Genomic DNA, 13,598 nt, shown 5'->3' on the forward strand with positions numbered 1-13,598 from the left:
AAGGAGGTTGTATCAGACTATGACAACTTGGAAGACCGCTCTTCACTTCCCCTACATCGGCTCAGGTCCTTACTGCTATACGAATTCAATCGCGATGATGTTGGGTGAGCGCTCGCCCCAGACGGCGGTCATCGAATTCGCCACAAGCAGCCCGTTTGGCATGCAACTGATCGGAGGAACCTTACCGTTCTTTAGCCATAGGGGTGGCTATATTAGAAGCCTGTCTGCTCTGGGACAGAAGAAATCATTACAGAGGATTGCTAGTATCCCGATAAAGGAGAAACAAATGACGCGAGAGGGCGAATATATCCTATCTTACCGTTGATTTTTCCTGTTCCTAAACTAAGAGTTCATTGAACTAATTGCTCATTTTCGCGAAAGAGATCGACAGAATAATAAAGGGAGGGATTAATAAATGAAAGATCAGGCACTTGAATGGGCAACCTTCGCGGACAAGGTTGTTCGCATAGCCGGAAAAAAAATTATCGAAATACGGAGAGAGTCTCGCATAGAGGTAGCATATAAAAACGCAGGAGAACCTGTAACCTCAGCAGACCTTGCCTCTGATCAGATAATTCGTGAAGCAATTGCTAGTTCTTACCCTAAACATGGTATTCTCTCTGAAGAAACCACCGATGGAGTATGGGCTAAAAATATCTTTGAAGGTCCCCTTTGAATTATTGACCCGTTGGATGGTACGGTAAACTATTCACGTAATCTTCCCTATTTTGCTATCTCCCTGGCCATTGCCGTAGATGGCGTTGTATGGGCAGGGGCTGTGCATGCGCCAGACTTTGGAGTAACCTATGTAGGTATTCGAGGAGGAGGTTCTCGTTGTAATGGCGAACAAGTTCATGTTCATTGTTTTGAAACCTTATCGGAAGCAGTAATTGGCACCGGATTCCCCCACGATAAAGAAAAAGTGTACCCAGCGATTGCAAGAGTGAATCTCTTAGCCACCCACTGTAGAGACATCCGCCGTTATGCTGCTCCTACAATAGATATCTGTTATGTAGCATCCGGCCGCCTGGACGCGCATACAGAAAGTTTAGCTCCGTGGGATGTCGCAGCAGCAGGTCTCATTGCCCGTGAAGCTGGAGCAATTACCGGCCACGTCGGAGCTGTCCCTGCAGAAATCCCATCTGAATTATACGGAGAAGAAATTGTTTGTGCGAATCCTGGCATATTTGATGAGCTTCTCACTTTACTGCGTTCAAGAAATTGATTAGAACTAGCTGCTAGTGAGAAATCTTACTTACGTAAGTGGATGGGTTTTAAGTTATGACATATTGGCCACCTCTAAAGAGCCCGGCCTTTATACTTTCCGTTATTGATTTTAAGGAGGACCTCATCATAAGGAATTGTAATAAAACAAAATTATAATGCTGAAGGTAGATAACCTGTTCTATTGTTTTATTCTATTCGTATTTAGATCGGCACCCTACAAGTGCTTTCAGGAATAAAATTCTTAGATGAATTCACGTCATTTGGAAAGGGCAGGCGGAATACTGCCGAACGTAAGCCGCGCAAGCGCGGCGGCAACGCGAAGCATCGTGGTATCAGCAACGACCTAGTCTGTATACTGGTTGCCCGAGACCGTCAGAAGATGACATTCTCGGGCGTTCTTGGACGTGGGCGCATCCGTATAAAGAAGCTGGATGAAGCCATTGGAACCCACCTGTCGAGTTCAAACGTGCTTTGCACGGATTCGGATATGTAGAAATCATAAAAGAGCAATGATATAAACCTTCCAACATAATTATACAAAATTTCCAACGTATTTTGGGGAATTTTTGTAATTATCATTGTCTGCCATAACCATACAATAACTGGTTGCATCCCTAAGCCTTAAGGCCAAACAAAAAGCGGATCGGCTTTACTCGGCGAACAAGCTCATAGGTGGCTACACTTGCGGCCAACGACAGAAACAGGATCAGCAAATAAGCAATGAAATCATTCGGGACTCCCTTAAGAATATAGTATCCGATCATCACCAGGTAGGTTTGATGCAAAATATAGACCGGAAAACCAGCGGGGGTAAAATAGACCATCATTTTCGATTTTTTATTCAAATGCTTTCTGCCAAACCCGAGAATGGCAAGCAAAGCTACCCAATAAATCAGTGAATGGAGCAGAGTACAAATAAAGCTAGTTTGCATTCCGACGGTATAAATCTCGACCAGGAGAACGAACGCTCCGCAAAACGCGGCCGCCAAATAATATTTTCGATAATGCGAGATGGTGTCGATGATCGCATCTCGGGTTGCAAGCAGAAAACCTAAGAAAAAATATCCCGCATACAGAAAAATGTTTTTGCCGCTTATGTCCGGCAAAGAGGATAGCAAGGCAAGGCCTATAAATGGCCAGAGTACGCCGATCGGATGGTTCATCCACTTCGGCGAGTACTCCTTGTTCAGTAAGAGCCGCATGAGCGGCAGCAGGCCGAGGGAGATAAGGAATAGGAATAAGATAAACCACAGATGGGCCGGCGAAATGCCGCCAGCATATTCGGACCAATCAGATAGATCAGTGAAATAATGAATAAGGAAGGTTCCGTAACCTTCTTGTTCGTTCAGATGGAACCTTCTCGCATAATACCCTTGAGGGGGCACGATGACCAAAACACCGATAATGAACGGAACAAGTAACCGAAGAAAGCGCTCTTTCACAAAGACGGACGCCGTTCTTCTCCGAAGCGCATAAAGGCTCGACATACCGGCCAGTAGAAACAGCAGCGGCATGAACCAGAAAGAGGAATGAACGAGAAGGCTGGCCATAATATACGGTTCATGTTTTATATAAAACGGATTGATATCATCAAAAATTCTGGCTGTATGGTAGGGAAACAAATACAAAATGCCGATATTCCTCAACCAATCGATATAATCTTTGCGCACGTAACAGAACGCCTCACTTTCTGGAGACAGACATCCGGCCCGATTCGGACTGCATGTCAATTGTATTCGGTGATGCCGTATTGCTATCAATTCTGCTTATTAGCTTTCCGCTTGATTTGAGATTGAGCTTAATATCATTGTGGAACTCATAGTCGATCGCTCCGGATGTACTGGAAGAATTGGCGTTGATCTGTTCCAGCTTGTCGCTAAAGACGAGACGGCTGCTTCCGCTTTCCGCTATGGTTTCAACCTCAGCCTTATCTCCCAAACCTTCTGTGGATTCAATATATATATCCGCATTTTCGACGTTGATACGAAGAGTGTCTATCCCGGATACCATAGAACGACTCGCGCTCAATAACAAAGTCAGGTACCTCCAGCCTACAAATAAAGCAGTAGCTATTGCAACAAGCCCGATTGCCGCGATGATTTTCCTGTAAGTTTTCATTCACCGTTCCCCGTATTCCGATTCCATATTTTTGATTATTGAATGAAGTCCATTGGAGTACATGCCGAGCAATTGATCCATCAGTTTGTTGAACGAATCTCCTTCCTCACTGTCCCGAAGAATCAGACACATCCCTTCTATTAGCGAGGAGGAAAACATCTTTGCCACAGCCGCTTCATATTCGGTCAACGTTTCGCTTCTCCTGGCTTTTAAAATCATGCTTTCTACAACGGAGAACGCAAGCTCGATCAGATCGGTCTTCACATGACTGTATTTGGTCCCTTCACTGCGGATAAAAATAATGGACATTTCCGCGGTGAACGTCTTGAACAACTCGATCAGCGTCGCTTCGATATTGCTGAAATGCTTCATTACGTCATGGGTATCCTTCACATAGCTGAGGTTTAATTTGTGCCTCATTTCGGCCATGTTTGCTTCGTACCGTTCATAGACAGGCTGCACAAGCTCATCGAACAATTCATCTTTGTTTTTGTAATAACGATAAATATTTCCAATCGCGACCCCGGCCGTCACGGCAATCTTTTGCATCGAAGTCTTCGTATAACCCTCCTTTTTGAACTCCTTCAAAGCTGCCAAACGTATTTTGTTGCGAATTTCATCTTTCAACACTTGCATGATCATCATCCTCGACTGTTTCTAAAAGTGAATATTAAATTCGCTTTTGGAGTATTAATAGCATCCGAGATAACGTCTTGCAACCCGTCTAAAGTCTAGGATGCTAAATTCAAAAAATTGGAGCCTTTGCTCTGGCAAAGAATTAGGGTGAACGGAACAGAAGGATATGTAGAAATGATATTAGAGTAAAAGTTTCTCAAACCGAATGGGCATTTTTCCGATACGTTGCGCCAGGAGGTAAGGTTACTAAAGTGCTTTCTTAATGCTGATCCGCATATCAAATGCGAGCAGGCTCTGTACAAGAAGCCCAAGCTCAACTGAACTGCTTCGTGCAAAGTTAGGATGAAGTTGATCGTCCGTTTACCTTCTGTTTACCTGCATTTCATAAAATTAAGGAGAACAATCGTGATGGAGGGGACGCATGATTCCGCGTTAGATGTTGCTCGTGCCGGGGGCAGGGGCGGAACGATCCTCTTCAGTAACTGATTGAAAATGAAGGAGGTAGTTTGGAAATGAGCAAGATCAACAAATCTGTTTGGCCCGGTTATGTAGGGTGTCTTTTGGCTGTTATGTATGCGGTTATAGTCCGATTTTATCAAGCTGCGGGCGGAACCATCGGTTTACCGGGCAAACTTGCCAACCCCGAAGGTTTTCAAATGGCAAGCTATATCGCCGGCGTGGCGGTCATGCTTGCCGGCTTCTTCTTGTTAGGACTCGTTAAGCCATGGGGGAAGACCGTACCGCACTGGGTTCCCTTGATCGGCGGAAGAAGCATCCATCCTCTTCTCTTTTTGGTCCCCACGCTCATAGGCAGCGCCTTCGTGACTGCCCATGGAGTCAGCGGGGTCATCACCAAAATTCTCCATATGGCAGGTGCCATTACAATCCATTTCCCTGGTTGGAGTGTGATTGATATCCATGGATTAATTGTTTGGGATCTTCTGTTTTACGAGCCGTGGTTTATTGTCATGGGGATTTTGGCAAGTCTGGCGGCGTGGAATTATGCCTATGATTTTCAAATGTTGCGTCCATTCCTGCAGCGATGTGGTATCCTTTATATATGCTTCGTTATCCTTATCACGGCGCTATTTGTTATCGCCATTATATTCGATATCCTTAAATTTTAATCAGAGACGGGAGGGGGGCGGCATGCGGAATGAATCGTTGTTGTTGGTCGACGACGAGGTAGGTATTCTGATTATGCTTGAGAATCTTTTTCGTAAAGAGGGATATACCCGAATTACAAAAGCCGGCTCCGCCGCCGAGGCGATCATGGCTGTACGGACAACACGCTTCGACATGATCATTCTGGATGTCATGCTTCCGGATATGGATGGATTTACTTTGTGCACGGAGCTGCGCAAAACCGTTACAACCCCAATTCTTTTTCTAACCGCCCGTTCTAGCGATATGGATAAGTTGCAGGGGCTGTTCCTGGGTGGAGACGATTATGTAACGAAACCGTTCAATCCGCTCGAAGTTGTCGCACGGATTCAAGCTCATTTGAGACGGAGCGCCTTGTATACCTCCGAGGTCGTATGCTCGGAGGAATTGTATCGATACGATACGTTTACCGTTAACCGTTCTACGGGACAGCTTATCGTAGGCAATGTGGATACGCCTTGTCCGGCCAAGGAACTTGAGCTTTTGCTTTATTTTTGCAAACATCCGAACCGTGTATTCACCGCTCAGCAACTATATGAACAAGTGTGGGGCAACATGGTGCAAGGGGATGAGAAAACGGTCGTGATCCACATTTCCAGACTCCGAAAGAAGTTGGAGGTGGATCTTTCCCGTCCTCAACTGATCGTTACACTTCGAGGAATCGGATATAAGTTCGTTCCACCCTCAGGAGGTTAGTCCGTGAATTTTATGATTCGCATAGCGCTGCAACTCTTGACAGTTTTCTTTGTCCTGTTAGTTTGCATTCAAACCATCGTGATCGTATTGGCCTGGTTGTTTTGGCCGCAATTTTTGTTAACCGGAAATAGTTCGGGTCATTACGGAATTATTGTGGTGACCTTGTGCGCCCTGCTTTTTCTTCTGACCTTGCTTCTAATCGGGTGGTATCTGGGGAAGCCGGTTTATTTCATGATGGTTTGGATCAGACACCTGGCAAACGGACAATATGATGCTCCCCAGCGCTGGAACGAGATCCACTCTCGCAAAAAAGGAACACTAAAGTTACCGTATGCAGTCTACAAGGAATTGTTCGAGCATTTAGGGATGCTTGCAAACACGCTTCGAACAAACGAGAGGGCGCTCCAAGAGTCGGAACAAATAAAACAAGAATGGACTCGAGGGATATCGCATGATTTAAAAACGCCGTTAACCTACATATCCGGGTATTCCGCCATGTTGATCAATTCGGAATATCAGTGGAGTGCGGCGGAACAGAGAGAATTCCTGTCTATCATTCAGCAAAAAGCGGCTCATCTGCAAGAACTGGTGCAGGATCTTAATGAAACGATGTATGGGCAGATCCCTCTAAAAGCCGAGGAGGCAGATATCGTCGAACTTGTGCGGAGAACGATGGCGGATGTCAGCAGCGCACCTTGGGCGACAAATTATTTCTTTGTGATGGATCCGGAACCATGTCGGATTAAGGTAACCTGCGACCCGAAGCTGATGACACGCGCTATCCGTAATTTGCTCGTTAATGCCGTCGTCCATAATCCCGAAGAGACCGAGATTGCGGTTCGTATTTCGCAGTCCCATGATCGGACGGCGGAGATCCGGATTGAAGATAACGGGGTCGGATTCAGCGAGACACTTGTTCAAGGCGATGCAGATAGAACATCTGCGGAACATTCAGGCTTGGGACTCATCATTGCCAAGAAATTCATTGAAGCAAACGGCGGAAATTTTACTGTCAGCAGCAGACCGAACGAAGGGACGACACTTTCGATCAGGCTGCAAGTGGCGCAACGTTAGAGTGAAATTGAGGCTAAACAAACTGGCAGTATACTGCAATTAATCATGAAAAATCGTAGGCTCTGTGCTATCATAAAAGCCATAATAAATTGCGATGAAGAGAAAAAATACGAAGGCTCTTATGTCCAGAGAGCAAAGGAAACGCTGAAACCTTTGCCATAATCCCTTTGTATGATGTCGTCTCGGAGCTTTTGATCGAAAGTCGAATCGAGATTTGGTTCGATGAGTAGGCTCAAACGGAATGGCACACGTTATCGTGCTGTAGGTAAGGGAAAACCTTACCTCATGAGGCTGGAATCGTAAGGTTCTTGGCAAATCAGGGCCGATGACACATATTCGAAGGGCGATTATAGAATCGTTGCCAGGATTAATTGAGAGCATCAAGGGCGACGAACGAAACGTAATTTTAACCCTTGCACGAATGTGGCTGACAGTAGCTGTTGGTGAAATCTCATCAAAAGATATAGCTGCAGAATGGGCTATACCTCAGTTGCCAAAAGAGCATGCGACTTTACTCAACCTAGCAAGAAAAGCCTATCGCGGAGAGTATGTTGATAAGTGGGAAGGACTGGACAGCGAAGTAAAAGCACTCGTTAATCATATGAAAAAATGTATAGAGTCTTACTATAGCATCTGAACATGCTTTGAACTTAAAAACATGTAAAAATAAGAAGAGATTGTGATTAAACAAATGGGTGCGATAATTAGAAAATTGAGCAATAACTAACGGATGGTGGGTTTTGCTTTGTTTTAGATGAGGCGATTGGTGGTCATCTATCGGACTCAAACGTGCTTTGTACGGATTCCTGGCGGGCATTCAGCTCCTATACGAAAGCAAAGGCTTGGCTCATTACCGATTTAAGTCCGACGGAAAACAACGTGTCAAAGGCGTGTACCACATCCAAAACGTAAACAGCTATCATAGCCGCTTGAAGAAATGGATGGACCGCTTCAATGGTGTTGCAACCAAATATTTGCAACATTATTTGGCTTGGTTCCGTTATATAGACAGCAAGGAATATGAGAATACCTCATCGAATAAGAAAAATATGTTGGTCAAATCGTGCCTGTTTACTGTCACCGACACGAACACAAGCTTCGGTTTTCTGCTTATTCTTGTTAAGCTAACTGGCAGGATACTTCAAGTGATACATTGAAATATTAGAGCGTTTTGAGAAAATGTATGTTAGGAGGTGATGAAATGGGGCTATCTAACGAAATATTAAATTCATTTAATCTTTGTGGGGATATTATTCCATTGACTGGTGGGCAGAATACAGCAGTAAGAGTTAGTAATGCTGTATTAAAGCCTGTGGATGACATAAATCATTGTGAATGGTTACTTAATATTATTTACAATTTAAATCCTCAGGGCTATAGGTTATCTAAGCCTATTAAAAGTAAATACGGTGCTTTTGTGTATAGAGGATGGGCTTGCACTCAGTATGAAATGGGTAAGGATACGAAAGGCCGAATAGAAGAAAAACTTCATGTATCGAGGTTATTTCACCGAGATTTATCTTCAATTAATTTTCATGACTTCCCTTATACTGAAAATCCTTGGTCAAAGGGTCATCGTGTAGCATGGCAAATAGATGAATTGTCAAGGGCCTTGCCAAGAGAGACGCAAGAAATTATTATTCCTATACTTAGAATGGTAAGCCTAAAAGAGCAATATAATATGCAGATTGTTCATGGCGATTTGTCGGGCAATATTCTTTTTGACGAGGCTATGAGTCCTCTAGTAATTGATTTTTCCCCTACAATTGCCCCAGTAGAATATGCAGAAGCCATTTTAGTTTGTGATTGTATAGCATGGCAAGGAAGCAAGGTTTCTGAGATAGACCTGCTACCAAATGATAAACTGTATAGAGAAATGATAATACGAGCTATAATTTTCCGTTTAACGGTTTCTGCAATTTTTTCAAAAGGTAATTTTGATAAATTTTCGAAAGAGTATGAGGCATTCAAACCCATAATTGAGTATATCAAGTAGAGTTTATTAATTGAGGGGACAGGTACGATAGCTTAGAAAACCGCCTTTTCAACAAGGTGGTTTTCTTATGGTCAAATATCAACATTAGAATTTAACATAGCCTATAGAAAAGAGCCGTCTCTGTAACGTCTCGATCAGTTCTTTCTGTCCCAATCGACGAAATAGACGCCAGTCCAGAAAGGATTTCAAAAATTGCGGACGAAAAAAGACGATACCAACCAATTGATGTATTCTGCTCTGCTTCGAGATGGGGAAGCGGGTAACCATCATTGCAGTCCTGGCCCGAACTAATTACGAAATGACGCGCATGGAATGGCCGGCGGGAATTCCACTAGGGATTACAGAAGAATTGTTGGAAAGTCTCCAGAATTCCGGCGATAAATCCATGTATGTGAATACAACTGCCGATCGATACGAAGGCAAGATCCGATCCCACCTATATCTCAGAAGGGTGACAGACAAGCTGAGGCTGAGCTGATTCAACGATATGAGCCGCTAATCAACAAGTATTCGTGACAAAATGGGAGACTCAACGAAGATTGCAAGCAACAATTGATTCTGGAATTCATTTTAGCTGTTCGTCGTTTCGAACTCAATCGGTATTATCATTAATTTTAATCGCCCTTCAATTGGCTTGGTAGGCTAAATGAAAGGCGATTTAACTATACTAAGTTGACGAAACGAAGGATTTGCTTATATATTCCTTAAGTATTTGTTGATGCACTTGATTGTTCACATTAGAGTCAAAAAGATCATGGGAGCTATCCCCAAAGATAATGTTCTGGTTCGTCATTTGGCGCAAATAAGGTTTTAAATTCTCAGGAACAAACATTCCTATGGAATGGACAGGCAAGTGTTTACAACGCTCCAATGCCCTATAAAATATAGGCAGTTCATAATCAATCACGATAAAGTTGTAATCCTGATTGAATTCTTGGGTTAAGTAAAAATCTACATTTCCCATCACATAAGCATTCCCGGATTTATCCGGGTCAAACAGATGGATAATATGAGACAAATGCTTGCTGGTATTGGCTTCTACATAACAAGCGGTTCCTCCGCGCTCCTGAATCCAGAAAATCAGGTTCATTGCAGTTGTGGTAACACCTGTTCGACGGTCACTTCCTGCAATGGCAATACGGATGTTGTTACAAGTAAACTGATACTTTTCTTTATCGGCCTGCAAGGAAGGATTGACTTGTTCCATCCTCGGCGAGGGAATGGACGGAATAAACCGCTGCATACCTTGCTCGGATAAGCACTCCTTGATTTCTTCCAGCATCAGTTCAATGCTCTCTGCTGTTACAACGTTCGTGATTCTGGCCTGGATTAATTGATGCAGAAAGGGGCTGCTCTCCGGCAGCCCTTCGGCAATGACAATGATCCTAATATCATACATGGTTTGGAACGATAATAGCGCTTGGATCATTTCTTCATCAGATTCAAGCACCGCTTTCCGATCAATAACAACGTATCGAACATGGCTAAAATGCCGCATATCCTTCACGACAAAGGGGAGGAGCGAGAACTGGCCGACAAGTTTTTTGACGGGTAGTTCCTTCTCTATTTCTACTTGATCCAGTAAATTGACGTTTGCATTACTGGTCAGATACAGAATCATGATGGCCATCCTTCTTTCATTAGCAGTAGGATCGCGCCTACAATCACGATGGTAATATAGAAAAAAAGCTCAATGAGCTGCTCTTTTTGTTCATCAATTATCGTCCTCCCGCCGTTCCCATATAGCCGAACTTGTACTCGGGAATTTCAAAGTGGACATGCATTCGTTTGGAACCGACCATGAGCAATGCATGTTCGCGCTTTTTCGCGGCTAGCAATTCTTCTTCCGCTTCTGTCAGGTTATACAATTCCCGAGTCTCTTGCAGATTTTTTCCATCGGTTCCCATCATGATTTTGATACAAGGGATATCCAGCAGGGCTTGACCGTACATTTTAACCTCAGGAGCGACCTATGGAGAAGGTTAAAGAGTCTCAACGCGATGCAGATATGGATACTTTAACTTCCGATGTCATGAATACGATTGAGAACGAGGCAGAAAATGCTTTTGAATTTGGAATACAACTTATCGTTAAAGGATTGAAAAAATAGAGCGGCCGGAGGGAACCGTGTCGAATGTTCGCAGTGAACGTCCATCGTCGTAATTTTAGATAACGGGATTGGCTACCCTGCTAATTTAGAATCACTGCCCGAATACATTAAAAGCCTATACCTTGTAGATCAAGATGCTAGTAACGTGCCAGCTCCTTGATAATGGAGCACCTTTAGATTTCATTCAAGGCATGTTAGGACATGAAAAAGCATCAGCCACTCAAAAATACGCCCAGCTGCGCGGAGAACGCCGACGAGAACTTTACCGCCGGTTCTTTTAGCATAATCTGTACTATTGAGTAACGGCGGTATGCTCTTAAGACCGCCGTTACCCTACTAAAGGGCAGACATGTTAGTTTGTCTCGAATTCGTACTTCATCATTTGAACTTGTTCAACCGATCTCTTGTTGAACAACATCGGAAATGGTCAAACGACCGCCGCTTTGCGAGACACGGAATGCTACCTCAAAAACCTCTGTTTACATTCTTACGACCGCCGCTAACCATCTCCGGTGTCATATCGACACTAACTCCATACCAGGATCTCCAACCTGATTGGAAGCGAGGAAACAATCGAATCCACCGCCGCTACCAAGGTCTAATATCACTTTTCCCGTTGCAATACGGCAAATAGCTTGCGGATTAACACAACCAAGTCCAAGGTTTACGCCTGTGTAAAGGACCTTGCCGGATGCCCCGAAGCGTGAATATGGTGTTAGATGAAGTATTCAGCCCTCTTAATATAATTCCATTGACCATAGTCTAATTAGACTGTATAATATTTTCAAGTCTAATTAGACCATAATAGTGATGAAAAGGAATGAAGAGTAAATGATAAAGTCATTCTTAATGTTGGGGCAGTCGAATATGGCGGGTCGAGGATTTTTGCATGAAGTCGATCCTATCTATAATGAAAAAATAAAAATGCTGCGCAATGGACAGTGGCAGATGATGACAGAGCCGATTAATTACGACCGTCCGGTTTCCGGTGTAAGCCTGGCGGCGTCTTTTGCCGATGCCTGGTCGAAAGCCAATCCCGATGAAGAAATTGGTTTGATTCCTTGTGCGGAAGGCGGCAGTTCCTTGGATGACTGGCATCCGGAAGGCATCCTTTTTCAGCATGCTTTGTCCGAAGCCCGCTTTGCCCTGCGGTCCAGTCAAATCCAAGGAATCCTTTGGCACCAGGGTGAGAGCGATAGTTATGGTTCACTACATGAAACATATTACGAGAAATTAACCCTTATCATCGAGATCCTAAGAAACGAATTGAATCTTAATGAGGTACCTTTGATCATTGGCGGACTTGGTGATTTCCTTGGGATGACCGGTTTTGGACAGCACGCGACAGAGTATCGACAGGTCAATGAACAATTACAGCGTTTCGCCAATGAACAGCGAAATTGTTATTTTGTAACAGCGGCAGATTTGACCGCGAATCCTGATGGCATTCATTTAGACGCTGTTTCGCAACGCAAATTCGGCTACCGCTATTTCGAGGCTTTTTCGAAAAAGTGTCATGTCATGGAACCCATCCCTGGGGAGGAGCAGTCGCTGAAAGTGAAGCGAAACTATTCGAAAACAGAACAGATTTACCTTCATAGCATGGATTTGGCTTCGGATAAAATCACGTACGCAGAATTCGAGGCGCTGATGGCGAAGGTGATGCAGCCTTGATTCCCTTACTCATCCTTGGCTTGCTCATCCAAAACCCCGGCGCTCACGGCTATGAACTGCTGGCCTTAATGGAAAAACGCCATTACAAATACATTGTAAATTTCACAAAAGGCTCGTTTTATTACAATCTGCAGCAACTTGAAGAAAAAGGTTGGATTGAACAGATTCAGCAGAATTCTTCAACCAGTGGGCGCGAAACTCGGAACTTTAAAATCACCGAATCGGGAATGGCTGAATTCGAAAAATTAATGGTCAAATACGGCACCAAATCGGAATATGTGAACCTGCAATTTTATGGGGCGCTGCTCTTTGCTGATGAATTCGACAAAAACAAATTGCTGGAACTGATCCAATCGCAAATAGACCAGACTAAAACCCGAATCGCCCTCCTTGATGAATACCTGTCCAACACACAAGAACTTCCCGGCACAATCGATTACTACCGCCGAATGAACGAAAATTCCCGTTCCCATCACTTGGTTAACTTAGAGTGGTTTGAACAATTGAGAGCAGAAATAGAGGGACATATTGCATAATAAAAAAAAAAGAAGCTTTGGTGTAAGCGCGAACGTTTGGACGTACAAGCTCAGATCGATACAGTCCAAACCAAGCGTTTGAGGCTTGAGATCGAGCACAGAATCCAGAACGACCCGGAGTATGTTTGAATCGCTCCGGTAACTTTATCGCCGTCAGCAATCTGTTCAGGTCGAACAACTGGAGTCTCCTTTTTAGCAATAAGAATTTCCTCGTTTTGATGCTGTTTCTCAAGTTTTTGAAGCTCCATAATAATGTCATTTCGCTTGCCTTGCGAGAACATCTTTCGAATAACGAAGAGACAGCACCTTGGCTTTTTCAGATGGAAGCATTTCGCTAAAGGAGCGCTGCAGTACATTCGTCTCAACC

13 protein-coding genes and 4 pseudogenes are annotated in these 13,598 nt (G+C 43.9%); 12 read left to right on the top strand and 5 right to left on the bottom strand.

Going from position 1 to position 13,598, the window contains the following annotated elements; all coding sequences use genetic code 11:
• Positions 1-19: 19 nt before the first annotated feature.
• From KQI79_RS08895 to KQI79_RS27480, 3 genes and pseudogenes are all read left to right on the top strand, one after another.
• Positions 20-325, top strand: a complete 306-nt coding sequence (locus KQI79_RS08895; RefSeq protein ID WP_216537877.1) for a hypothetical protein — start codon at positions 20-22, stop codon at positions 323-325.
• Between the two features lie 90 nt (positions 326-415).
• Positions 416-1,225, top strand: a pseudogene (locus KQI79_RS08905) (inositol monophosphatase family protein).
• Between the two features lie 231 nt (positions 1,226-1,456).
• A pseudogene (locus KQI79_RS27480) lies at positions 1,457-1,711 on the top strand (IS1595 family transposase); the annotation flags it as partial.
• 130 nt (positions 1,712-1,841) lie between these two features.
• Here the strand turns inward: KQI79_RS27480 and KQI79_RS08910 are convergent.
• The 3 genes from KQI79_RS08910 to KQI79_RS08920 are packed head-to-tail and all read right to left on the bottom strand — an operon-like array spanning position 1,842 to position 3,981.
• On the bottom strand, positions 1,842-2,897 hold the full coding sequence (locus KQI79_RS08910; protein ID WP_216537880.1) for an acyltransferase family protein: 1,056 nt from the start codon (positions 2,895-2,897) through the stop codon (positions 1,842-1,844).
• Positions 2,898-2,910: 13 nt separating this feature from the next.
• Positions 2,911-3,345 (bottom strand): hypothetical protein, encoded by a 435-nt coding sequence (locus tag KQI79_RS08915; protein ID WP_216537881.1) that lies wholly within the window; start codon positions 3,343-3,345, stop codon positions 2,911-2,913.
• Positions 3,346-3,981: a TetR/AcrR family transcriptional regulator gene (locus tag KQI79_RS08920; protein WP_216537882.1), complete on the bottom strand. Its 636-nt coding sequence runs from the start codon at positions 3,979-3,981 to the stop codon at positions 3,346-3,348. It abuts the gene before it with no gap.
• A 512-nt stretch (positions 3,982-4,493) separates the two neighbouring features.
• On the opposite strand from KQI79_RS08920, the gene KQI79_RS08925 reads away from it, so the two are divergent.
• The 6 genes and pseudogenes from KQI79_RS08925 (at position 4,494) to KQI79_RS08945 (ending at position 8,911) form a co-directional block, all read left to right on the top strand.
• Positions 4,494-5,108: a DUF3995 domain-containing protein gene (locus KQI79_RS08925; RefSeq protein ID WP_216537883.1), complete on the top strand. Its 615-nt coding sequence runs from the start codon at positions 4,494-4,496 to the stop codon at positions 5,106-5,108.
• Positions 5,109-5,130: 22 nt separating this feature from the next.
• Positions 5,131-5,841 (top strand): response regulator transcription factor, encoded by a 711-nt coding sequence (locus tag KQI79_RS08930; RefSeq protein ID WP_216537884.1) that lies wholly within the window; start codon positions 5,131-5,133, stop codon positions 5,839-5,841.
• A 12-nt stretch (positions 5,842-5,853) separates the two neighbouring features.
• Complete coding sequence (locus KQI79_RS08935) at positions 5,854-6,915, top strand: sensor histidine kinase (protein WP_253298034.1); 1,062 nt, start codon at positions 5,854-5,856, stop codon at positions 6,913-6,915.
• Positions 6,916-7,237: 322 nt separating this feature from the next.
• Positions 7,238-7,552, top strand: a pseudogene (locus KQI79_RS08940) (DUF4111 domain-containing protein); the annotation flags it as partial.
• Between the two features lie 113 nt (positions 7,553-7,665).
• Positions 7,666-8,072 (top strand): annotated as a pseudogene (locus tag KQI79_RS27485) (IS1595 family transposase); the annotation flags it as partial.
• Positions 8,073-8,116: 44 nt separating this feature from the next.
• A complete protein-coding gene (locus KQI79_RS08945) occupies positions 8,117-8,911 on the top strand; it encodes an RIO2 family protein (protein ID WP_216537886.1) in 795 nt (264 codons plus the stop codon).
• A 667-nt stretch (positions 8,912-9,578) separates the two neighbouring features.
• Here KQI79_RS08945 and KQI79_RS27490 read toward each other — a convergent pair.
• Both KQI79_RS27490 and KQI79_RS08960 read right to left on the bottom strand, forming a co-directional pair.
• Positions 9,579-10,532 carry a hypothetical protein gene (locus KQI79_RS27490; protein ID WP_253298025.1) on the bottom strand — a complete coding sequence of 318 codons (954 nt, stop codon included), beginning with the start codon at positions 10,530-10,532 and terminating at the stop codon, positions 9,579-9,581.
• A 97-nt stretch (positions 10,533-10,629) separates the two neighbouring features.
• Positions 10,630-10,863: a hypothetical protein gene (locus KQI79_RS08960; RefSeq protein WP_216537887.1), complete on the bottom strand. Its 234-nt coding sequence runs from the start codon at positions 10,861-10,863 to the stop codon at positions 10,630-10,632.
• Between the two features lie 20 nt (positions 10,864-10,883).
• Between KQI79_RS08960 and KQI79_RS08965 the strand changes: the two genes are divergently transcribed.
• From KQI79_RS08965 to KQI79_RS08975, 3 genes are all read left to right on the top strand, one after another.
• Entirely contained in the window at positions 10,884-11,021 is a 138-nt protein-coding gene (locus KQI79_RS08965) for a hypothetical protein (protein WP_216537888.1), read from the top strand.
• 831 nt (positions 11,022-11,852) lie between these two features.
• A complete protein-coding gene (locus KQI79_RS08970; protein WP_216537889.1) occupies positions 11,853-12,695 on the top strand; it encodes a sialate O-acetylesterase in 843 nt (280 codons plus the stop codon).
• Positions 12,692-13,231 carry a PadR family transcriptional regulator gene (locus KQI79_RS08975; RefSeq protein ID WP_216537890.1) on the top strand — a complete coding sequence of 180 codons (540 nt, stop codon included), beginning with the start codon at positions 12,692-12,694 and terminating at the stop codon, positions 13,229-13,231. The genes KQI79_RS08970 and KQI79_RS08975 overlap by 4 nt, the downstream gene beginning before the upstream one ends.
• Positions 13,232-13,598 lie beyond the last annotated feature (367 nt).

It is taken from the genome of Paenibacillus sp. MSJ-34 (assembly GCF_018918005.1).
GTDB lineage: Bacteria > Bacillota > Bacilli > Paenibacillales > Paenibacillaceae > MSJ-34.